Genomic DNA, 21,877 nt, shown 5'->3' with positions numbered 1-21,877 from the left:
TACCGGCGCGGACGTGGCCCGCGGGGCGCTTTCGCGCCGGCCACGGGCCACGGGTCACTGCCGTCAGTGAATGCTGCGGGCCAGCGCCCCGCCCTCCGCCGGGGTGGTGTCCCGCTCCCCGGGCTCGTTGCGGAAGGCGGTGGTGAGCGCGTCGATGCTGGTGAGCACGTGGGCCAGCTGCGCATCGACGGCGGGCGCCGCGGCGGGCTCCTCGACAGCCGGCTCCGCGACGTCGTCGGGGTTCAGCGCCCGGAAGGCCAGACCGGCAAGGGCACCGGCGGCGATCTGGCAGACGAGGTAGGCGGGCACGAGGGTCCAGTCGAGCAGTCCGGCGGTCGCCACGCCCACGGCTACGGCGGGGTTGAACACGCCGCCGGAGATGCCGCCGACGGTGAGCGCGCCGACGAGGACGGTGCCGCCGATGGCCAGGCCGTAGAACGAGTTGCCGGCGGTCCGCTTGCTGGTGGCCACGTTGAGCACGACGTACGCCAGCGCGAACGTCACGAGCAACTCCGCGACGGCCGCCGCGGCGAGGGCCCGGCCGTCGGCGTGGAACGCCTGCCCGGCGGGCTGCCCCACGAGGACGTACCGGCCCACCAGGGCACCACCGAGCGCACCGGCTGTCTGGGCGGCGCAGTAGGCGGGCACGTCGCGCCACGCGAACCGGTTCCGCACGGCGAGCGCCACGGTGACGGCCGGGTTGTAGTGGGCTCCGGAGAGGTGTCCACCGGCGAAGACCATGACGGCCAGCACCGCGGCGATGGCGAACGGGGCGGGGCCGACGTTCAGCAGCACCGTCGTGGTGATGACCAGGACGAGGAAGAACGTGCCGATGGCTTCTACTGCGTACCGACGCATGGAGGCTCCAGGGAAGGTGAGGAGTGGGGAGGGGCGATCAGGCGGGGAGCAGCTCGAGCAGGGCGGTGGGGCGGAATCCGGCGACGTGCTTGTCGCCGACGAACACGGTGGGCACCTGGCGGATGCCCTTGGCGGCGAGCTCGTTCAGCAGCGCGGGCTGAGCGGTGGTGTCCCGCTCCTCGTACCGCACGCCCTTGGCGGACAGCAGAGTCTTGTACTTCGCGCACAGCGGGCATCCGGTGGCGCTGTAGAGAACGACGGGCTGGGACATGGCGGTACTCCTTCTGGCGAATGAACGGGGACGGGCTTCGTCAGGCCGCGACGGCGATGTCGTAGTCCGCGAACGTGCGGCCGGTGCCCTGCAGGGCGGTGAGCACCCGCAGGATCTCCCGCGGCGAGCGGCCGACCTGGTCGGCGTGGTTGACCTCGTAGCGGACGATCCCGTCCGGGTCGACGATGACGATCGCCCGGCCGGCGATGCCCTCCTCCTCGTCGAGCACGTTGTAGGCACGGGAGGTCGACCAGTTGCGGTCGCTGGCGAGGGGGAAGTCCAGGTAACCCACCATGGAGTCCATCCACGCCACGTGGACGTACACCCCGTCGGTGCTGACCCCGAGCAGCTCGGCGTTGTGCTCGGCGAAGAGCGGGACCGTCTGGTTGAAGGCGATCATCTCGGACGGGCAGACGAACGTGAAGTCCGCGGGGTAGAAGAAGAGGATGAGCCACTTCCCCTGGTAGTCCTTCAGGGTCAGGCGCTCCTCGAGGGTGTCGAGGTTCCTGGTGGTGACCATGTCGAAATCAGGCGCGGGCTTGCCGACGAGCATCGGGTCTCCTTGGGAGGTCGGAACGGCGGTGGTCGGGCAGGGCGGAGTCAGCCGGCGGCCGACTCGAGGGTCTGCGGGGCCAGGAACCGGCGTCCGAGCAGGTAACGCTCGGCGTCGATCGCGGCCTGGCAGCCCGAGGCGGCGGCCGTGACGGCCTGGCGGTAACGGGAGTCGGCGACGTCGCCGGCCGCGAACACGCCGGGAACGCTGGTGGCGGTGGTGCCTCGTTCGGTGATGAGAAAGCCGTGCTCATCGCAGTCGAGCCAGGGCTGGAACAGCTGGCTGGCCGGCTCGTGGCCGATCGAGACGAACACGCCCTCGGCGTCGAGGTCGTGCACGGAGCCGTCGTCGACCCTGCGGATGCGCACGCCGGTGACGGCGCCCGACTCCACGCCGAGGATCTCCTCGACCACGGCGGGGGTGATCACCTCGATGCCGGACGAGGCCAGGGCCGCACGCATGACGCCGCTGGCGCGGAATTCGTTGCGCCGGTGGACGAGCGTGACGTCGCCGGCGATGTGCTGCAGGGCCAGTGCCTCGCCGACGGCCGCGTCGCCGCCGCCGATCACGACGACCTTCTTGCCGGCGAAGAAGGGTCCGTCGCAGATGGCGCAGTAGGCCACGCCGCTGCCCTCCAGCGCCTCCTCGGACGGGAGCCCCAGCTTGCGGGCCGCCGCGCCGGTGGCGATGATGACGGCGTCCGCGGTTCGCTCGCCGTCGAGCCCCGCCACCCGGTACGGAGCGGCATCGAGGTTCACCTCGAAGACGTCGCCGAACTCGATCGTCGCGCCGGCCGCCTCGGCCTGGTCCCGGATCTTCGCACTGAGGTCGGCACCGGTCACGCTCTGCAGCCCGGGGTAGTTGTCCACCCGTCCGGAGCGGCTGATCTGGCCACCGGTGTCGAACCCCTCGAAGCAGACCGGGGAGAGGCCGGCGCGGGCGGCGTACAGGGCCGCGGTGTAGCCGGCGGGGCCCCCTCCGATGATGATGACCTGTGCGTGTGCCGTCATGCCGGGCGTCCTTCCATACGGTTCGGGATCGAGGTGGCGCTGTCCCGGCCGGCGAGGGAGGAGAGCTCCTCCTCGGCACCGGTCAGGCTCCGCTGGGCATCGCCGACGATGTGCTGCACGGCGGTGAACGCGGTACGGGTCGCCTCAACGGCATCGCTGGCCGCGTTGGTCACTTCGGTGGTCGCCTCGGTCAGCTCCCGCATCTCGGCGACGACGCCGTCGATGCTCTCGGTCGCTCCGGCCGCGTCCTGGGCGAGCTTGCGGACCTCGTGGGCGACGACCGCGAACCCCCTGCCCAGTTCGCCGGCGCGGGCGGCCTCGATGGTGGCGTTGAGGGCGAGCAGGTTCGTCTGCTTGGCGATGGTGCGGATGACGTTCACCGTGTCGGAGATGCGGTCGGCGAGGTCCACGAGCTGGTCGATCTGCCCGAAGATCTGGAACGTCATGCCCCGCGTCGTGTCGAGGGCGCTGCCCGCTTCCCCGGCACCGTGCGACAACCGGCCCAGGCCGTCGCGGACCTCCTCCAGGGCCTCCCGCAACCCGGCGGGCACCAGCAGTCCCGGCAGCTCTGGCAGCTCTGGCAGCTCCGGCAGCTCCGGCAGCTCCGGCAGCTCCGGCACGACGGCCTCCACGGCCGTCGGCGGTTCCGGCGACGGGAAGAGCGTCAGGGGCGGCTCCGGCGACGGGGACACCGTCACGGGGTCCGCGATGACCTCCGCCTCCGCCGGCTGCCGGGCCGGGACGCGCGGGAACAGCAGGGCCCCGGCGATCAGGGCCACCGCGGCGACCGTCACGGCGATGCCGGCGAACCCGGCCGCGGCCAGCGCGATCGCCGCTGCGGCGGCGGCCACCGAGCCGGTTCGCACCGCGGCGGCACCGGCCGTACGGGACGGCCGCAAGGTGTCGTAGGTCACGCAGTGTTCTTCGGCCCCGCCCCCGTGGGGTTGAGTCGTTCTTGAGAATGCATTCTGCGGTTAGCGACGCGGAAGGGCAGAACCCCGGTCCTGGTCGGACATTTTGCATCGATATTCCGGCATACATGCCCCGCTTCCCCGTACGGTCGGCATCGTGCGAAATGGGAAGGAAGCCTTAATGTCGACAAGGATGCGGCGGACTGCGGCGGCTGCGGCCACCGCCCTGGCAATGGTGGTCGCCGGAGGGGCCGCACCCGCCTCGGCGGACCCGGCCGAGGGCACCGTCGCCGCGATGGGCGGCCCGACGGCGATCGCCGGCTCGTACGTCGTCGTGCTGCGGGACAGCGCCGTCGCCGCGGACGCGGTCGCGCGCAGAGCGGGCGCGCTGACCGAGCGGCAGGGCGGTACGGTCGTCCGGACGTACCGACATGCCCTCCGGGGTTTCGAGGCCCGGCTCACCGAGCGTGCCGCGCGCCGCCTGGCCGCCGACCCGGCGGTCGCGTCCGTCACCCAGAACCACGTGGTCACCGCCGCGGACGTGCAGTCCCCGACGCCGTCGTGGGGCCTCGACCGGATCGACCAGCGCGCGCTGCCCGGCGACGACAGCTACACCTATCCGGACGGTTCGCCGCTGGTGACCGCCTACATCGTCGACGGCGGCATCAACCCCTCGCACGCCGATTTCGCCGGGCGGATCCGCTCCGGGCACGACTTCATCGACAACGACGAGGACGCCACCGACTGCCGCGGCCACGGCACGCACGTCGCCGGCACCCTCGGGGGCACCACCTTCGGCGTCGCCAAGAACGTCGAACTCGTGCCGGTGCGCGTGCTCGACTGCGAGGGCACGGGTTCGGCCGCCACCGTCCTGGCCGGCATCGACTGGATCACCGCCGACCACGTCGCGGGCGCCCCGGCGGTGGCGAACATGAGCCTCAACGGCCGCCGGTACGCCCCGCAGGAGGAGGCCGTCCGCCGGTCCATCGCCGACGGCGTCACGTACGTGGTCTCGGCCGGCAACGACAGCGGCGCCGACGCCTGCGCGAACACGCCCGCCGCCGTGCCCGAGGCGATCACCGTCGGCGCGACCGGCCCCGACGACGCGCGGGCGGCCTTCTCCAACATCGGCACCTGCGTCGACCTGTTCGCCCCCGGCGTCGACATCACCAGCGCCTTCATCGGCGGCGACACCGCCACCCGGGTCAGCAGCGGCACGTCGATGGCCGCGCCGCACGTCACCGGCGCCGCCGCGCTGATCCTCGCCGCCCACCCGGACTGGACCCCTGCCCGGGTCACCGCCGCCCTGCTCGGGGACGCCACCACCGGCGTGGTCACCGACCCGGGTGCCGGCTCCCCCGACCGCCTCCTGCACGTCGGCGCCGACCTGCCCGCCGACGACTTCTCCCTCGCCGTCACCCCGGCCGCCGCCACGGTCACCGCCGGCGGGCGAGTGTCGGCGACCGTCGCCACGACCGTGACCCGGGGCGCGGCCCGGCCGGTCACCCTGAGCGCGAGCGGGCTGCCGGGCAACGCCACCGCCACGTTCGAGCCGTCCACGGTGGACGCCGGCGGCAGCACCCCGATGACGGTCACCACGGGCGCCCGGACCGCACCGGGCACGTACCGGGTGCTGGTCACCGGCGGCGGCCCGGAGGCGACCCGGCTGGCCGCGTTCACCCTGACCGTCACGGCGCCGGCCGGCTGCCTCGGCGCGAACGACACCGACAGCGCGGTGATCGAGTCCACCGTGGTCGCGATCCCGGTCACGATCTCCGGATGCGCCGCGGCCGGTGCCGCCGACAGCACCATCGAGCTCCACGTCGACCACACCCACGTCGGCGACCTGACCGTGGACCTGATCGCCCCCAGCGGCCGCGCGTACCCGCTGCTGTCACGCACCGGCGGCAGCACCCACGACATCGACTACACCTTCACCCACGACCTGTCCGCCGAACCCGCCGACGGCGTCTGGAGACTCTCCCTGCTGGACAACGGCCCCGGCGGCACCGGCAGCTTCGACTCCGTCGTGCTCGACCTCGGCGGCGCGCAACTTCCCGCCCCGGCCTGCGGCGGCATCGCCCCCACCGACGTGCGGATCCCGGACCACACCGGCGTCGAGAGCCCGCTGACGGTCACCGGATGCGACCGGGCGCCGGGCGCGGGCAGCTACGTCGAGGTCCGCATCGTGCACCCGTGGGAACGCGACCTCGCCGTGTACCTCATCGCCCCGGACGGCGAACGGATCACCCTGCAGAGCCCGAGGAGCGTTTCCAAGCGCGACATCTTCCGTACGTACATAGCGCAGGTCTCCGGGAAGCCGGCGAACGGCGTGTGGACGCTGCGGGTCGAGGACCAGGCGTGGGGCAACCCCGAGGGCGGCTACATCGACAGCTGGAAGCTCACCCTCTGACGCCGGCGGTCAGCCGCTCCAGCGCCGCCCGGCTCCGGTCGTCCACGCCGCTGCCGATGACGAGGAGCTGACCGGGGTCCTCCAGGGCGGCCAGGATCTCGAACCGCACGGTGATCTCCCCAGCCTCGGGGTGCCGGATCACCTTGCGCCCCCGGCCGTTGACCCGGACGTCCCGCTGCGCCCACAGCCGGGCGAACTCCTCGTCGCCGTCGAGCAGCTGCCCGATGAGACCGGCGAGCGCGGGATCCTCCGGGTGCGCCGCCCAGGTGGTCCGCAGGTGGGCGACGGCCTCGCGCACGATCCGCTCGGGCTCGGCGTAGAACCCGCGTCTCTCCGGCCCGAGGCACAACCACATCGCGTTGCGCCGCGCCGGAGGCATGGTCTCGAGATCGGGGTACACCCGCGCCATCCCGCCGTTCCAGGCCAGGATGTCGTAGCGGTAGTTCACCACCATCGCCGGCCGCGGCGACAGGTCGCCGATCAGCCGGGCCAGCGCCGGGGTCGCGGTGGCGGCGGGCTTGCCGGCGGCGGGGAGCCGCTGCCCGGCCAGATCGAAGAGGTACGCCCGCTCGTCCGCGGACAGGCGCAGCGCCCGCGACAACGCCTCCGCGACGTCGGCCGACGGCCGCAGCCCGCGCGCCTGCTCCAGCCGCACGACGTAGTCGACGCTCACCCCGGCCAGCTCGGCGACCTCCTCGCGGCGCAGGCCCGGGGTCCGCCGCGACCGCCGGCGCACCGGCAACCCGGCATCGATCGGGTCGAGCCGCTCGCGCCGGCTCCGCAGGAACGCGGCCAGCTCCCGTGTCGTGTCCACCATCCGTTCCGACCCTACCGGAGCCTGGTACCGGCCTTCCCATGACGCCGCTTCCCTTATCCCCGGCACGCGGCGGTCACAGACTTACCTCCGGCAACACCCACACCCCTTCTGGAGGACCTGATGCCACTCACCCTCGACACGTTCCGGCTGCTGGGCCGCTCTGGCCTGCGGGTCTCCCCGCTGGCGCTGGGCACGGCCACCTTCGGCACCGAATGGGGCTGGGGCGCCGGGCAGGACGAGTCCCGCAAACTGTTCGATGTGTACGTCGAGCACGGCGGAAACTTCATCGACACCGCGGTCACGTACACCGAGGGCAGCTCGGAGCGGATGCTGGGCGAGTTCACCCGAGGCATCCGCGAGAACCTGGTGCTGGCGACGAAATACTCGACGCTGCGCCGCCCCGGCGACCCGAACTCCGGAGGCGGCAACCGCAAGAACCTGTTCGCATCGGTCGAGGCCAGCCTGCGCAGGCTGAACACGGACTATCTCGACCTGCTCTACCTGCACGTCTGGGACGCCACGACCCCGGTCGACGAGATCCTGCGCGGCCTCGACGACCTGGTCCGCCAGGGCAAGGTGCGCTACGTGGCGATGTCCAACGTCCCGGCCTGGCAGGTGTCGCGCATGCAGGCGATCGCGGACCTGCGCGGCTGGTCACCCCTGGTCGCCCTGCAGATCGAATACAACCTGGTCGAGCGCACGGGCGAACGGGACCTGATCCCGATGGCCCGCGAGATGGGCCTGGGCGTGGTTCCCTACTCCCCGCTGGCGGGCGGCATCCTCACCGGCAAGTACACCGGCACGGACCCGGCCGAGAGCACCCGCAAAGCCTTCAACAAGACCCTCGGCTGGGTCACCGAGAGCCGTCTGGCCGTCGCGGAGGTCCTCAAGGAGGTCGCCGGGGAGCTGGGCCGCACCCCCGCCCAGGCAGGACTGGCCTGGACCCTCCGGAACCCGGCGGTGACGGCATCCATCATCGGCGCCCGCACCCCCGCCCAGCTCCAGGACAACCTGGGCGCCCTCGACGTCCAGTTCACCGGATCCCACCTGACCCGCCTCGACGAGGCGAGCCGCATCGCCCCCGGCATCCCCCACGAATTCCTCGGCGGCGAATTCGCCCGTGCCCAGGTCCAGGGCACAATGACGATCGAACCCCGCCGTTGACCGCAAGCCCTGCCGGCGAAATGAGGGTGCTGACGGGCCTCGTGAAGGATTTCGGCGCACCTCGCGAGCTCTCCATCACCGTCGCGGCCGAGGGCACACGGCGGGCTCGGCCCGTTCGGGGTGCAGGTGCCGGCGCCGGACGCGCCGAGGGTGTGGGCCTCCCAGCTTTGAAGCGCAGCGCGGCGGTCGCCGGCGGAGACGGAGACATCGATGCCGGTCACGTTCGTCGATCGGTGGGAGGCCGGGGCGGTTCTCGAACGGGTGCACGCTGCGTATACCCGCACGTGGACACACCGCTAGGCCGCTGGTACTAGTTAGGCGTGTTACGGGCCCTCGAGTGGATTGTGCTGGGATTCGGCAGCGCGGCCGCCATCGTCTACGGTGTCCGCCGGCACCGGCCCGGCCGGGTCGGCCCGTGGCTGCTGCTGGCCGGCGCGATCGTGGCGAGCACCGCCGGGGACGTGCTGACCGCGCTGGGGCGGCCCGGTGCGGCGGAGGTCTGCTTCTACGTCATGTTCGTGCCGGTCGCCTGGTGCCTGCTGCTGCTCACCCGGGTCGGTGCGATCCTCGTCGACCGGGCGCGGCTCATCGATCTGCTCGCGCTCGCGTGTTCGGCGCTGCTGGTGCTCTGGGTGATCGTCGCCGGGGACGGGGGGCGGATCGGGAACGTCTCCGGGGCGTACGTGATCGGGGCTCTTCTGCTCCTCGCGGCCGTCGGCCGGGTGCTGGTCGCGGTCGGCCGGAACGTCTCGGCCGTGCTGCTGCTCGTCGGTGCGGTGGGTGTGCTGGCCGGCGACATCGCGCAGCCGCTGTGGCCGGGCCGGCTGAGCGATACCGCGATCGTGGTGCTCTACCTCTCCTGGGGGGCCGCCGCGCTGCACCCGTCGATGGTCCGGCTGACCGAGCCGGCGACGCCGCGGCCGAGTCCGTGGCGCGGGCGCTGGGCGGCGCTGCTCGGCGTCTCCGTCGTCACCCCGCCGGTCGTGCTGCTGGTCGACGCGGTCGACGGGACGGTCAGCGACGGCGTGGTGATCGGGGTGGCCGGTGCGATCACCCTGCTGCTGACCGTCACCCGGCTGACCGACTCGGTGACGCTGAACGACCGGGCGCTGCGGCGGGAGCGGGCGCTGCGGCAGGCGAGCGCCGCGCTGGTCGCCGCCGCCGACCCGCCCGCCGTGGGTGCGGCCGTCCGGGCCGCGGTCGCCCAGCTCATGCCGCCGGGCGAGGTCCGCAGCACCGTCTTCACCGTCGACGACCAGGCGATCGGGGCGGCTCCCGGATCCGGGGACGGTCCGCCGGACCGCAGCTGGTGGGTCGAGGACGCGGACCGCGACTACGCCACGCTGGTCTGCCCGCTGCGGCTGGAGCCGCTCGCCGTCGCCCGGCCCAGCGGCGGCGCGCTGATCCTCGAGGGCCGCCGGGACACCCTCACCGCCACCCGCGACACCCTGGAGGTGCTGGCCGGCCAGGCGGCGCTGGCGCTGGACCGCATCTGTCTGGTGGAGGCGATCGGCCGCCGGGACAGCGACCTCTACCTGCGCGCGGTGATCCGCAACAGCGCGGACATCACGGTGGTGACGGACGAGGACCAGCGCATCCGGTACGCCAGCTCGTCGCTGCACGAGCTTCTCGGCGCCGACGCCCTCCCGCCGCTGGCCGCGCTCGAGGATCTGGTGCACCCGGACGACCGCCTCCAGCTGCGCCAGGCCTTCCGCGGCGCCGGCGACGGTGTGGTGTTCTGCTCGCTGGTGCGGGCCGACGAGAGCCAGGTGCTGGTCGAGGCCCGGTACCGGGACCTCCGCGGGGACCGCCTGGTCCGGGGTTTCGTGGTGACCATGCGGGCGTTCACCCGGGGCGGGGAACCGGACGAGTGGGTGCCGCCGGTCGACAATCTGGACGACCTGCCGGCCCGGGTGAACCGGCGTAATGCCCGGCACAAGTTCCGCTACTAGGGCGCGCGTACCGAAAAATCTTGAACGGATCCTTATCTTCGGATCGTGGCGGTCGAACGGTCAGACCGTGAGTACACAGGCATCTCCGGCTCGTCGGCGCGGTTCCCTCCTGGCGGATCGGTCGGTCCGCACCAAGGTCCTGGCCATCGTCGTGCTGCTGGCCGTGGTGACGGTGGCGGTCGCGGCCCTGGGCCTGGACCGGGTCCACAAGATGAACGACCGGCTGCAGGTCGTGCACCGGGACAACCTGGCGCGGGTGATGCTGCTCTCCGACGTGCGGGCCGGGCTGATGGAGGGCTACTACCTGGTGACCGGGATCGAGACGCTGCGCGACTGGCAGACCCCGGGCACCCCCGCCTACCAGGAGATCTTCGCCGGCATGCGGCAGGGCATCCTCGGGGCGGACAAGAAGATCGACACCGCGCTGACCGGTTACCGGGCCAATGTCGGCGCGAGCGCGGACCGGCAGGCCGGGCTGAAGCAGCTGGACGCCGCGCTCACCGCCTACCGCAACTTCCGGCAGGTCGCGCACTTCAAGGAGGCGCCCCCGGCCGGCTACGTCATGCCGACCGACTCCGTCGACATCGAGGCTGTGAACAGCGACGTCATCAAGTCCCTGGACGCCCTCGCCGATCAGGAGCGGGCGGACGCCGAGGCCTTGGCCGCGGCCGGGGACAAGACGTTCCGCACCGCGTTCGTCACGATCGCGGTCGTCAGCCTCGCCGGGCTGGCCCTGGCGATCGCGTTCGCGCTGACCGTCGCCCGGCGCATCGTCCGGCCGCTACAGGCGCTGACCAGGTCGGCGGAGGCCATGGCCGACGGCGACCTCACCGTCGAGGTCCCGGTCCGCAGCCGCGACGAGGTGGGCCGGATGGCTTCCGCGCTGGACCGTGCCCGCACCACCATCCAGCAGGTCGTCTCCTCCGTCGCCGGCGCCTCGCACTCGCTGGCCGTGGCCGCCGAGCGCAGCACCGCGATCTCGGAGCGGATGAGCGAGAACACCGTCGCCGCCTCCGCGCAGGCCCAGGAGGTCGCCGGCGCCTCCGAGCAGGTCTCCGCCGGAGTCAACACGGTGGCCGCGGGCACCGAGGAGATGGGCGCCTCGATCGGCGAGATCGCCGAGAACGCCAACGCCGCCGCCCGGGTCGCCGGCGAGGCCGTCGCCGTGGCCCAGTCGACCAACCGGACCATCGCCACCCTCGGCGAGTCCAGCCGGGAGATCGGCGACGTCATCAAGGTGATCAACTCGATCGCCGAGCAGACCAACCTGCTCGCGCTGAACGCCACCATCGAGGCCGCCCGGGCCGGCGAGGCGGGCAAGGGCTTCGCCGTCGTCGCCGGCGAGGTCAAGGACCTGGCCCAGGAGACCGCCCGCGCCACCGAGGACATCTCCCGCCGGGTGGAGGCGATCCAGTCCGACAGCGGCCAGGCCGTCGACGCGATCAGCAACATCGCCGGCGTCATCGAGCGGATCAACGACTACACCACCACCATCGCCTCGGCCGTCGAGGAGCAGGCCGCCACCACCGCGGAGATGAACCGCAACGTCGCCGAGGCGGCCGCGGCCACCACCCGGATCGTCACCAGCATCGAGGTCGTGGCTCTCAGCTCCCACGACGCCGCCCGGTCGGTCGACGAGGCCCGGGAGGCGGCCGCCGCCCTGGCCGGGATGTCCAACGAACTCAGGGCCGGGATCAGCACCTTCCGCTACTGAGCCCACCCCGCCGGCCGGGCCCGCTGCGGGTGGATCGTCTCGTGCCGGGCCAGCATCGCCACGTACTCGGCGATCTTCCGGGCCCGGGTGTCGGCCCGCTTGACGGCGTTGACCCGGCCGATGATCGAGAAGCGGTTGGCGCTGGTGAGCATGTCGAACATCGCCTGCGCCGCGGGGTTCGCCGCGATCGCCGCCCGCAGGTCGTCCGGCAGCTCCACCTCGGACGGCGGCGCGTAGGCGGCCGTCCACCGCCCGTCGGCCTTGGCGGCCTCGACCGCGGCGCGACCGGCGGGCATCATCAGTCCGGCCGCCTCCAGGCGGGCCACGTTGGCGACGTTGCGCTGCGACCAGACGCTGCGGGCCCGGCGTGGGGTGAGCCGCCGCCACGAGCTCTCCTCGTCGCGCTTGCGGGCCTGCCCGTCGATCCAGCCGAAGCACAGCGCCTCGTCGACCGCCTGCGGCCAGGTCAGCGTCGTGGCCGAGCCGCCCTTGCGGGTCAGGGCGAGCCACACCCCGGGCGAGGTGGTGTGGTGGTCCATCAGCCACGCCCGCAGCGCGGCGGCGTCGGCCACGATCAGCTCGTCCAGTTCGCTCATCACCGCAGGCTAGTGCAACGATCGGACGGCACGGCGCCGCCGGCGGATCGCGCCGGGTTCAGAGCACGGCGGTTCTGCCCTAACCGCCGGAACGCGGGCGTCCGGCCGCGCCACGGGCTACCCCGGCGACGCACAGGCCGTCGAAGAGGATCTCGGTGATGCGGACGGCCTCGTCCGTCCAGCCGTCCGTGGGGTGCATGCTGCAGATCCCGCCGAGGGCGCGCAGCAGCGTACGCCCGCTGACGTCGCCGCGGACCGTGCCCGCCGCCACGCCCGCCTCGAGCAGAAGGTCGAGGGCCTCGGCCATGCGCGTACGGGCATCGCCGAAGGTCGGCGAGTCCCGGGCCATGATGGTCTCCAGGGCGACGGCCATGCCCTTGCTCTCCGCGGCGTGCTCCACGAGCAGCAGCAGGAACCGCCGCAGGGCCTCGTCGGGGGCGTGGCGGCCGAGGAGTTCGGCGGGCGCCGCGCACAGCTCGTCGGCGCGCCGGCGGTAGACCTCCTCCAGGAGCGCCTCACGGGTCTCGAAGTGGCGGTAGAGGGTTCCGACCGCCACCCCGGCGCGCCGGGCGATCTCCTCGACGTGCGCGTCGGCGTCGCCGGCCAGGAACGCCTCCCGGGCCGCGACCAGGAGCGCCTCGCGGTTGCGCCGGGCGTCGGCGCGCAGCGGACGTGCCGTCAACGGTCCCCTCCATAACCTGAGTCCGACTCCGCTTGTGCTAGCTTTCCGGAGTCGGACTCATCTTAGTGGACGGACTTCACCGTGACGATCCCGGACGAGGGCCTCGAGGGCCTGCGCGTGCTGATCACCGGCGGCAGCCGCGGCCTGGGACGGGCCACCGCCCGTCGCTTCGCCGCGGCCGGCGCGACCGTGCTGACCGCCTCCCGTACCGCCCCGCCGGAGGATCTGCCGGCCACCTTCATCCCCGCCGACCTCGCGACCGGGCCCGGCGTCGCCGAACTCGGCCGGCAGGTCCTCGACCGGTTCGGCGGGGTGGACGTGCTGGTCGACAACGCCGGCGCCACGAGCGCCCCGGCGCCGACCCTGCGGCGCTCCGACGAGTCGTGGCTCGCCGACCTGGAGATGAACCTGCTCAGTGCCGTACGCCTGGACCGGGTCCTGGTCCCCGGGATGGTCGAGCGCGGCTCCGGGGTGGTGGTGCACGTGTCGTCCATCGCCAGCCGGCTGCCGCAGCGCACGGCGGCCTCCTACGCCGCGGCGAAGGCGGCGCTGAACGCGTACAGCCGCGAGCTGGCGACCGAGGTCGGCGGGCACGGGGTGCGGGTGGTGTGCGTCCTGCCGGGGTTCGTGGTCACGGAGGGCGCCGCCGCGCACCACCAGCGGATCGCCGACCAGCAGGGCGTCACCGTCGAGGAATTCCGGCGGCAGCTCACCGAGCGGCTGAGCGTGCCGATGGGCCGGCCCGGCGAGCCCGAGGACGCCGCCGAGATGATCGCGTTCCTCGCCTCGAAGCGCGCCAAGTGGATCACCGGCGCCCAGTTCCGCGTCGACGGCGGCATCATCCCCGTGGTGTGAGGCGGTGCCACCGTCCGGCGGAGCCGACGCCGGCGAGCCCGGCCTGGAGGTGTACGGCGCCACGAAGGCTCAGGCGTCGCGGCGCAGGACGTATCCGCGCGTACGGTCGAAACCGGTGACCGTGGCGCCGCGGGCCATCAGGTCCGTCATCGCGTCGCGGACCGCGCGGCGCCAGCGGGCGGCCAGGTCCGGCGCCGACGCGCGCAGGGCGGTGATGTCCGGCGGGACGGCCACCAGGCTGGTGCCGCCGTCGAGGCGGCCGGGCTCGGGTGAGCCGTCCGGTGCCGTGCCGAGGGCCACGACCGCACCCGCGGTCAGGGCCGGGTCCGGCCGGCGCTCCCCCGGGCGCCCGCACGCCTCGGTCACCCCGGGGTCGCGCAGCGACCAGTGCACGAGCAGCCGGTCGGAGTCGCCGTCGCCGTTGACCGTGTCGAGCATGAGGCCGTAGAAGTTCGGCATGTACTCGACCGGCCGGGCGCCCAGCTTGACCACGTTGAAGTAGGCGTTGCGGGACACCAGCGGGTCGAACGTCCAGGCGATCCGGTCCACGCCGCGGCACATCGCCCACGCCCGCTGGTGCAGCTTGAGGGCGAAGCCGACGGACCGCCCGGTCAGCCCGGGCGACACCCCGGCGATGTGGCTGTGCAGGGTGTCCTCCGACGGGGCGTGGAAGAAGCCGGCGCACGCCCCGACCAGGCGGTCACCCTCGAAGGCACCGGAGACGTAGTTGCCCGCCTTGGCGAACGCCCGCAGCAGTTCCAGGCTCATCGGCGGGTTGGCGTCGCGGCCCCAGATCCGGGCGAAGAGCCGGACCGCCTGGTCCAGGTCGCCGAGGTCGGTGAGCGCGCGGACGGCCACCCCGGCCGCCTCGGCGGCGGCCCGCGCGTGGGCGAACGCGACGGCGTTCACGTGGGTGACGCCCGGACCGGCGTATTCGGAGCTGCTGATCATCGGGCACCCGTCGTCTCGGGCCGGGCCGGCGCCGCGGCGAGCAGCTCGGCCATCAGCGAGGTGAGCAGCGCCGTGCGGCCGGGCAGGAAGTCGAGCAGGACGTGCTCGTCGTCGGCATGGGCGCCGCCGCCGACCGCGCCGAGGCCGTCGAGGGTGAGCGTGCCCTGCCCCGCGGTCAGGTTGCCGTCCGAGGCGCCACCGACCGCGGCACCCGACAGCGCCGGCAGGCCGAGGTCCCGGGCCAGCGCCCGCGCCCGCGCGAACAGGGCCGACGATGTGGCCTCCTCCAGCGGCGGGCGGTTCGGGCCGCCGGTGAGCTCGAGGACGGCGCCCGGGAGGACGGCCGTCAGGGCGCGCATCGCGTCGTCGACGCGCCGCTGCTCGGCCAGGGTGCGGATGCGGACGTCCACCGCGACGCGGGCGACGGCGGGCACGGTGTTGGTCGTGGTGCCGGCGCGGGCCAGGGTCGGCGTCACCGTCGTGCCGGCCACCGCGTCGCCGAGCGCCGCGATGCGCAGCACCTGGTGGGCCAGCTCGACGGTGGCGTTGACGCCCTGCTCCGGGGCCAGCCCGGCGTGCGCGGCCCGGCCGGCGGCGATCAGCTCGTAGATCGACACGCCCTTGCGGCCGGTCTTCAGCGCTCCCCCGTCGGCCGCCGCCTCCAGCACGAGCGCCGCGCCGGCCGCCCGCGCCTCCGCCTCGATGAGCGGCCGGGAGCTCGGCGACCCCAGCTCCTCGTCGCCGGTGACCAGCAGGGTGATCCCGTCCGGGTCCGGCAGCGCGGCGATGGCCTGGAACGCCATCGCGACCCCCGTCTTCATGTCGAGGCAGCCGGGACCGCGCATCACCCCGGACCGCACGGCGTACGGGATGCGGTCGAGCGTGCCGATCGGCCAGACCGTGTCGTGATGGCCGACGACCAGGACCCGCGACGGCCCGGCGCCGAACCGCCAGCGCAGGTGGGTACGCCCGTCGAGCACGATGCGTTCCGGCTCGGCGCCCAGTCGCGCGGCGCCGACGCGCGTCACCACGTCCGCGCAGCGGGCGACGGCCGCCAGGTCGGTCGACGGCGACTCGCACTCCACGAGCGCCCGGGTGTCGGCCAGCAGGGAATCCAGCATGTCAGTCCACCCGCGGGGTGGCCCGGGCACCGAAGTGGACGTACCGTTCGCCGGTGTCCAGCTCGTAGAAGGTGACCGGGTACCAGGTCGTGCGCTGCGCGGGCGCGGTGAGGAACAGGCCGGGGGCGACCGGGACCAGCGGTTGCACCTCGACCGGGTCGGGCACGAGCTCGGCGAGCGGCCCGGTCAGCGTGGTGCGCATCCGGTGCCCCTCGTCCCCCTCGCCGGGCAGCACCTCGATGCGCACCGAGGCCCGCTCGTACGTGCCGGCGTACGGGGTGATGTCGACGTCGGCGGGCTCGTCCGGCGGGGTGATCGGCTCCGGCATCGCCACCCCGGCGAGCTCGGCGAACACCTCGGTGAAGAGCTCCTGGTAGAGGTCGCGGGCGCTCTCCTTGTTGGTCAGCAGCGTGACCGCCAGCCCCTGCTCGGGCAGCAGGCGCAGGAACGCGGCCTGGCCGATGGTGTTGCCGTCGTGCCCGACGACCCGGTGGCCGTCCCAGCCGAAGCGGATCCAGCCGAGCCCCCACGAGTCGCCGAGCGAGAGCTTGTCGGGCAGGTCGGCGTGGTGCTCGGCCATCGCGGCGACCGACTCCGCGCTGAGCACTTGCTCGCCGCCGGGGGTGAGGCCGCCCGCCAGGTGCAGCCGGGCGAAGCCGAGCACGTCGGCCGCGGTGGCGCTGATCAGGCCGGCCGGGCCGACCGAGCGGGGCAGGTGCCAGACGGGCGCGGCGACGATCGTGCCCTCGTGCTCGACGTGGCCGCCGGCGGCGGGGTGCAGCAGCACCTCCTCCGGCAGGGTGGCCGTGGCGGCCAGGCCCAGCGGCGTGAACAGCCGTTCCCGCAGCACCTCGTCCCAGCTCTTGCCGGTGACCGCCTCGAGGATGCGCCCCAGCACCGAGTACCCGGCGTTGCAGTACGACCACGTCGCCCCGAGCGGATGGTTCTGGGTCTGCTCGCCGAGCAGCCCCACGTAGCGTTCGAGGCAGTCGTCGCCGCGGCCGGTGTCGGTGAAGACGTCGCCGTCGATGCCGCTGGTGTGGGTGAGCAGGTGGCGTACGGTGACCCGCGCCGCGACCTGCGGATCCGCGAGCCGGAAGCCGGGCAGCACCTCGGCCACCGGGGTGTCCAGGCGCAGCCGGCCCTCGTCGACCAGCTGCATGATCGCCGTCGCGGTCCAGACCTTGGTGACCGAGCCGATCTGGAACAGGGCGTCCGGCGTCACGGGCCGGCCGCTGCCGGTGTCGAGCACCCCGGCGCAGACCTCGATCTGCTCGTCCGGCAGCCCGGGCACGGTCGACATCCGCAGGATGCCGAGCTGGGCGCCGGGCACCCCGTGCCGCTCCGCCAGCCGGGCCAGGCGCCGCCGCCAGTGCGCGGCGTCCAGGGGCTTCCGGCCGCCGCGACGGGTGTGCTGCTCGAGCCACTCCACCACGCGGCGGTTGTAGTCGATCCGCTGCGACGGCGGGCCGGCGAGGATGAACGCGTGCGAGCCGCCCGGGTAGAGCACCAGCCGGGTCGGTACGCCCCGCTGCCGCAACGCGGTGTGCCACTGCTGCGCCTGGCCCGCCGGGCAGGTCAGGTCGTCGGCGCCGTGCAGCAGCAGGGTGGGCGTACGGACGTCGGCGACCCGGGTCAGCGGCGACATGTCGGCGTACCGCTTCGGGTCCTGCCACGGCGGGCCGCCCAGTTCGTACGCGCTGAGGAACTGCCCGTCGTCGCACGTGCCGGCCATGCTGACCAGGTCGGACACGGTCCCCCCGGCGACCGCCGCGACGAACCGGTCGTCGTGGCCGGTCAGCCAGCACGTCAGGTACCCGCCGTAGCTGTAGCCGGTCACGGCCAGCCGGTCCGGGTCGGCGACGCCCTCGGCGACCAGCGCGTCGACCGGCTCCAGCAGGTCGGCCGAGTCGGCGACGCCCCAGGCCCCGTTCACGCCGTCGTAGAAGGCCTCGCCGTAGCCGTCGCTGCCGCGCGGGTTGACCAGCAGCACCACCCAGCCCCGGCGGGCGAGCTCCTGGTGGTAGACGTGGACCTCGTCGGCGGCGCCGTTCCACGCGTTGTGCGGCCCGCCGTGGATGTCGAGCAGCAGCGGCCGGGGGCCCGGCGCGTCCCCGTCGCGGATCAGCCATCCCTGCACGGTGCGGCCGTCGGAGATGGTGAAGGTGCGCTCCTCGCGGGGGAACAGGTCGAAGCCGCCGCCGTGACCGGTCAGCACCCGTTCGTCGCCGGTGGCCAGGTCCAACACGGCGATCTCGCCGAACGAGTCCGGCGTGGACAGGACGAAGGCGGCCAGGCCGGCCCGCACCGACAGGCCGTCGACGACCCGTCCGGCGCCGCCGGCCAGCGGGCGCGCGTCCGTGCCGTCCGCCGCCACCGACCACAGGTGCGTGCAACCCTTGTCGCGTACGCAGAACAGCACGCGCCCGTCGTGCTCCTGCGGGAGGCCGCCCGGGTAGGCCGGGCCGCCCGGCATGACGTTGCGGTCGAGGGCCCCGGCCAGATCGGCGGGTTCGCCGCCGTCCAGCGGGACGCGCAGCAGCCGGGCGTGCCCGACCGGGTCGCCCGGCCAGCCGACGACCAGCAGCGCGGCGCCGTCGGCGGTGAACCCGGCGGTGCGCGCGACCCCGTCCGGCCCGGCCACCCGCGGCGAGGCCCGGCGGTCGCCGGCGGCGAGCAGGTGGACGGCCGAGCGGAACCGCAGGTCGCTGTCCTCGCCCACGGCGCGGACGAACGCCACGTCGGCGCCGTCCGGTGACCAGACGGGCGGGCCGGCGTCGTGCGGGCCGTCGGTGAGCACCGTGCACTCCCCGGTGCCGAGGTCGGCCACGTGCACCTGCCGGCGGGCGGGGCCGCGCAGCCCGGCGCCGTCGGCCTGATAGTCCAGCCCGTCGGCGACCAGCGGCGCGTGCGGCGCCTCCTCCTCCTCGACCAGGGCGGTGAAGGCGAGCCGGTCCCCGGCGGGACTCCACGCGGGCGGCCCGGACAGCGCCGGCAGGCCGGGCAGCACCCGCACCTCGCCGCCGTCCATCGGCAGGACCGCGAGCCGCCCCTCGCGGAGGAAGGCGAGCCGGGTGCCGTCCGGGCTCCACACCGGGGTGGTGTCGGCCGGGCCGGCGGTCAGCCGGCGGGCGCTGCCGCCGCCGGTGGGGACGATCCACAGCTCGCTCACCGTACGGTCGGCGGCAGCGTCCTGGGTCCGCAGCACGTACGCGACCCGGCTCCCGTCGGGCGAGAGGGCCGGCTCGGCCGGTACGGCGAGGGCGGCCAGGTCGTCGATGCGCATCCGTCGGGTCACGTGGCGCTCCTAGCGGTGAGGCGGTGGCCGGGTACGGCGTCGAGCAGCGCCCGGGTGTACTCGTGGCCGGGCTCGTGCAGGACCCGCGCGGCCGGGCCCTGCTCCACCACGCGGCCGCGCAGCATGATCGCCACGTCGTCCGCGACGTACCGCACGACGGCCAGGTTGTGGGAGATGAAGAGGATGGAGAGGCCGAGCTCGCGCTGCAGCTCCCGCACCAGGTTGAGGATGGCGCCCTGGATCGACACGTCCAGCGCGGAGGTGATCTCGTCCGCGATGACCACCCGGGGCCGCCCGGCGATGGCCCGGGCGAGCGCCACCCGCTGCCGCTGACCGCCGGAGAGCTGCCCGGGGTAGGACGCCGCCCGGCCCGGGTCGAGGTGCACCAGCTCCAGCAGCCGGGCCACCTCGGCACGCCGCTGCGCCCGGGACGTGCCGGGCGGGATCGCCTCGGTGATGGACTCGCCGATCGTCATCCGCGGATCCAGCGACGAGTACGGGTCCTGGAAGACCATCTGCAGCGGGCGGTGCCGGCCGCGGGCGCGGACCGGCTCGCCGTCCAGCAGGATCCGGCCGCCGGACGGCGCCACCAGGCCGACGGCGGCCCGGGCCAGCGTGGACTTGCCGGAGCCGGACTCGCCCACCAGGCCGACGACCCGGCCGGCGGGCACGCGCAGCGTCACGCCGTCGACCGCCGTCAGCCGCCCGTAGCGGACCGACACGTCCTCGAAGCTGAGCTCGCTCATGACGTCTCCACCACCGATGCCGGTTCCGCCGCGCCGTCGCGGGCGGGGTCGTCGTGCCGCTCGCCGGCGAGCGGCGGCCGGGCGTGCCAGCACGCCACCCGGTGACCCGACGGGTGCCGCTCCAGCGGCGGATCCTCGGCGCGGCAGCGCTCCGACACCAGCGGGCAACGGTCGGCGTACGCGCAGCCCACCGGCACGTCGGCCGGGTCGAGGGGGCGTCCGGGGATGACCGGCAGCGGGCGGTCCAGCGGGGAGTCCATCCGCGGCACGGCGGCGGTCAGGGCCCGGGTGTACGGGTGCAGCGCGGCGCCGAGCCGGTCGGTCGGCAGGTCCTCGACGATGCGGCCCGCGTACATGACCAGCACCCGGTCGCACACCTCGCTGACCACGCCGACGTCGTGGCTGATCAGCAGCAGGGCGACGTCGTCCGCCGTACGGATGGCGGTCAGCAGTTCCAGGATCTGCCGTTGCACCGTGACGTCCAGGGCGGTGGTGGGCTCGTCGGCGACGATCAGCGCCGGGGAACCCATCAGCCCCATGCCGATCATCGCGCGCTGGCGCATGCCGCCGGAGAACTCGTGCGGGTACTGGCGGGCGCGGCGCTCCGGATCGGTGATGCGCACCGCCCGCAGCCGGTCCACCGCGCGGGCGAACGCCGCCCGGCGGCCGAGGTCGTGGTGGTGCCGCGACGTCTCGGCGAGCTGCCGGCCGATCCGCTGCGTGGGGTTGAAGGAGCTGGCCGGGTCCTGGAACACCATCGCGAGCGAGCTGCCGAGCATCCGCCGCTGCACCGCGGAGTCGGGCTCGCGCAGGTCGGTGCCGAGCAGGTGGAGCCGCTCCGCGTCGACCCGGCCGGCCGCGTCGATCAGGCGGGACACGGCCAGGGCGGTCACCGACTTGCCGGAGCCGGACTCGCCCACCACGGCGACCGCCTCGCCCCGCCGGATCGCGAACGTCACGCCGCGCACCGGCCGGATCGGCCCGCGGGCGGCGGGGAAGCTGACGGTGAGGTCGCGGACGTCGAGGACCACGTCGCCGGACGCGTCGTCGCCCGCGCTCTCCGGGGCGGGAGGCGCCGGGGCCGCCGGGGCCGCGGGTGACGGGTTCACCGACGCCGGCAGGCCGACCAGCGCGTCCATCCCGAACCCCTTGGCCACCGACTCGCCGAGCAGGTTGAGGGCCAGGCCGGCGAGCAGCACGGCCAGGGCGGGCGCGATGGCGGCGGCCGGGTTCACGTACATCACGCCGATGCCGTCGAACATCAGCCGGCCCCAGTCGTACGCGGGCGCCTGCACGCCGAGCCCCAGGAAGGACAGCCCGGCGAAGCCCAGCAGCGCTCCCCCGGCGCCGATGGTGGCGTTGACCACGAGCGGCTCGGCGATGTTCGGCAGCAGGTGGCGCAGCAGGATGCGGAACCGGCCCACGCCGGCGACCTGCGCGGCGGCGACGAAGTCCCGGGACGCGACGCCGGCCAGCAGCGTCTGCACGAGCCGGGCGAAGGTCGGTGCCCCGGCGAGCCCGATGGCCAGGACCGCCCCGGTCGCGCCGACCCCGAAGACGACCGCGAAGAAGAGCGCGAGCAGCAGGCCCGGGAAGGCGATCGCGATCTGCACGACGCCCGTGACCAGCCGGCCGGCGCGCCGCCCGAGCAGCCACGGCGCGGTGCCCAGCAGGAGTCCCGCCAGGACCGCGACGGCGGTGGCGGCCAGCGCGAGACCGATCGAGAGCCGGGTGGCCGCGAGCACCCGGAAGACGATGTCGCGGCCCAGGTTGTCGGTGCCGGCCCAGTGCTCCGCGGACGGTCCGGCGAGGATGTTCGCGGTGTCCACGGCGTCCGCGCGCGCGTTCCACGGCGACGGCCCGACGACGGCGAGCGCCAGGACGATCAGCACCAGCACGGCGGCGGTCCGGCCCATGGGGGTACGCAGCACGCGGAGCCAGCGGTGCGCGGTGCGACGGTTCACC

Annotated in this window: 17 protein-coding genes and 1 pseudogene; 5 read left to right on the top strand and 13 right to left on the bottom strand. The window is 74.1% G+C overall.

The window, feature by feature from the left end:
- Positions 1–231: 231 nt before the first annotated feature.
- The 5 genes and pseudogenes from CLV70_RS31725 to CLV70_RS41870 all read right to left on the bottom strand — a co-directional run.
- Positions 232–858 (bottom strand): annotated as a pseudogene (locus CLV70_RS31725) (MIP/aquaporin family protein); the annotation flags it as partial.
- Between the two features lie 37 nt (positions 859–895).
- Complete coding sequence (locus CLV70_RS31720; protein ID WP_106130311.1) at positions 896–1,129, bottom strand: glutaredoxin family protein; 234 nt, start codon at positions 1,127–1,129, stop codon at positions 896–898.
- A gap of 40 nt (positions 1,130–1,169) precedes the next feature.
- Positions 1,170–1,682 (bottom strand): peroxiredoxin, encoded by a 513-nt coding sequence (locus CLV70_RS31715; RefSeq protein WP_106130310.1) that lies wholly within the window; start codon positions 1,680–1,682, stop codon positions 1,170–1,172.
- A 47-nt stretch (positions 1,683–1,729) separates the two neighbouring features.
- On the bottom strand, positions 1,730–2,692 hold the full coding sequence (locus CLV70_RS31710; protein ID WP_106130309.1) for an NAD(P)/FAD-dependent oxidoreductase: 963 nt from the start codon (positions 2,690–2,692) through the stop codon (positions 1,730–1,732).
- Entirely contained in the window at positions 2,689–3,606 is a 918-nt protein-coding gene (locus tag CLV70_RS41870; RefSeq protein WP_281260511.1) for a methyl-accepting chemotaxis protein, read from the bottom strand. Before CLV70_RS41870 ends, CLV70_RS31710 begins: the two co-directional genes overlap by 4 nt.
- 190 nt (positions 3,607–3,796) lie before the next feature.
- Between CLV70_RS41870 and CLV70_RS31700 the strand changes: the two genes are divergently transcribed.
- A complete protein-coding gene (locus CLV70_RS31700) occupies positions 3,797–6,016 on the top strand; it encodes a S8 family peptidase (RefSeq protein WP_245908584.1) in 2,220 nt (739 codons plus the stop codon).
- On the opposite strand, the gene CLV70_RS31695 is transcribed toward CLV70_RS31700, so the two are convergent.
- Positions 6,006–6,833, bottom strand: coding sequence for a helix-turn-helix domain-containing protein (locus CLV70_RS31695; RefSeq protein ID WP_106130307.1), 828 nt, complete (start codon positions 6,831–6,833; stop codon positions 6,006–6,008). The two genes, CLV70_RS31700 and CLV70_RS31695, sit on opposite strands and share 11 nt — an antisense overlap.
- A 120-nt stretch (positions 6,834–6,953) precedes the next feature.
- Between CLV70_RS31695 and CLV70_RS31690 the strand changes: the two genes are divergently transcribed.
- The 3 genes from CLV70_RS31690 (at position 6,954) to CLV70_RS31680 (ending at position 11,663) form a co-directional block, all read left to right on the top strand.
- Positions 6,954–7,997, top strand: a complete 1,044-nt coding sequence (locus CLV70_RS31690) for an aldo/keto reductase (RefSeq protein WP_106130306.1) — start codon at positions 6,954–6,956, stop codon at positions 7,995–7,997.
- 320 nt (positions 7,998–8,317) lie between these two features.
- Positions 8,318–9,949 carry a PAS domain-containing protein gene (locus CLV70_RS31685; protein ID WP_170148685.1) on the top strand — a complete coding sequence of 544 codons (1,632 nt, stop codon included), beginning with the start codon at positions 8,318–8,320 and terminating at the stop codon, positions 9,947–9,949.
- Between the two features lie 67 nt (positions 9,950–10,016).
- Complete coding sequence (locus tag CLV70_RS31680; protein WP_158277863.1) at positions 10,017–11,663, top strand: methyl-accepting chemotaxis protein; 1,647 nt, start codon at positions 10,017–10,019, stop codon at positions 11,661–11,663.
- Here CLV70_RS31680 and CLV70_RS31675 read toward each other — a convergent pair.
- Together CLV70_RS31675 and CLV70_RS31670 are read right to left on the bottom strand one after the other, a co-directional pair.
- The gene (locus tag CLV70_RS31675) at positions 11,657–12,259 is read right to left on the bottom strand and encodes a YdeI/OmpD-associated family protein (protein WP_106130303.1); all 603 of its coding nucleotides are present in this window, start codon (positions 12,257–12,259) and stop codon (positions 11,657–11,659) included. The two genes, CLV70_RS31680 and CLV70_RS31675, sit on opposite strands and share 7 nt — an antisense overlap.
- Before the next feature lie 79 nt (positions 12,260–12,338).
- Positions 12,339–12,941 carry a TetR/AcrR family transcriptional regulator gene (locus CLV70_RS31670; protein ID WP_106130302.1) on the bottom strand — a complete coding sequence of 201 codons (603 nt, stop codon included), beginning with the start codon at positions 12,939–12,941 and terminating at the stop codon, positions 12,339–12,341.
- An 81-nt stretch (positions 12,942–13,022) separates the two neighbouring features.
- On the opposite strand from CLV70_RS31670, the gene CLV70_RS31665 reads away from it, so the two are divergent.
- Positions 13,023–13,796, top strand: coding sequence for an oxidoreductase (locus CLV70_RS31665; protein WP_106130301.1), 774 nt, complete (start codon positions 13,023–13,025; stop codon positions 13,794–13,796).
- A gap of 69 nt (positions 13,797–13,865) precedes the next feature.
- On the opposite strand, the gene CLV70_RS31660 is transcribed toward CLV70_RS31665, so the two are convergent.
- Genes CLV70_RS31660 through CLV70_RS31640 form a run of 5 tightly spaced genes read right to left on the bottom strand, consistent with a single transcriptional unit; the run spans position 13,866 to position 21,876 of the window.
- Positions 13,866–14,747 carry a GNAT family N-acetyltransferase gene (locus CLV70_RS31660; protein WP_245908582.1) on the bottom strand — a complete coding sequence of 294 codons (882 nt, stop codon included), beginning with the start codon at positions 14,745–14,747 and terminating at the stop codon, positions 13,866–13,868.
- Positions 14,744–15,868, bottom strand: coding sequence for a M20/M25/M40 family metallo-hydrolase (locus CLV70_RS31655; protein WP_106130300.1), 1,125 nt, complete (start codon positions 15,866–15,868; stop codon positions 14,744–14,746). Before CLV70_RS31655 ends, CLV70_RS31660 begins: the two co-directional genes overlap by 4 nt.
- 1 nt (position 15,869) lies before the next feature.
- Complete coding sequence (locus CLV70_RS31650) at positions 15,870–19,166, bottom strand: serine hydrolase (protein ID WP_106130299.1); 3,297 nt, start codon at positions 19,164–19,166, stop codon at positions 15,870–15,872.
- Positions 19,163–19,912 carry an ABC transporter ATP-binding protein gene (locus tag CLV70_RS31645; protein WP_106130298.1) on the bottom strand — a complete coding sequence of 250 codons (750 nt, stop codon included), beginning with the start codon at positions 19,910–19,912 and terminating at the stop codon, positions 19,163–19,165. The genes CLV70_RS31650 and CLV70_RS31645 overlap by 4 nt, the downstream gene beginning before the upstream one ends.
- Positions 19,909–21,876 (bottom strand): dipeptide/oligopeptide/nickel ABC transporter permease/ATP-binding protein, encoded by a 1,968-nt coding sequence (locus CLV70_RS31640; RefSeq protein WP_245908580.1) that lies wholly within the window; start codon positions 21,874–21,876, stop codon positions 19,909–19,911. Before CLV70_RS31640 ends, CLV70_RS31645 begins: the two co-directional genes overlap by 4 nt.
- Position 21,877: the final 1 nt, after the last annotated feature.

It is taken from the genome of Pseudosporangium ferrugineum, assembly GCF_003002065.1.
Taxonomy (GTDB): Bacteria; Actinomycetota; Actinomycetes; order Mycobacteriales; family Micromonosporaceae; genus Actinoplanes; species Actinoplanes ferrugineus_A.
The sequence above is the reverse complement of the archived record's forward strand: the minus strand, read 5'-3'. Positions and strand labels throughout refer to the sequence as shown.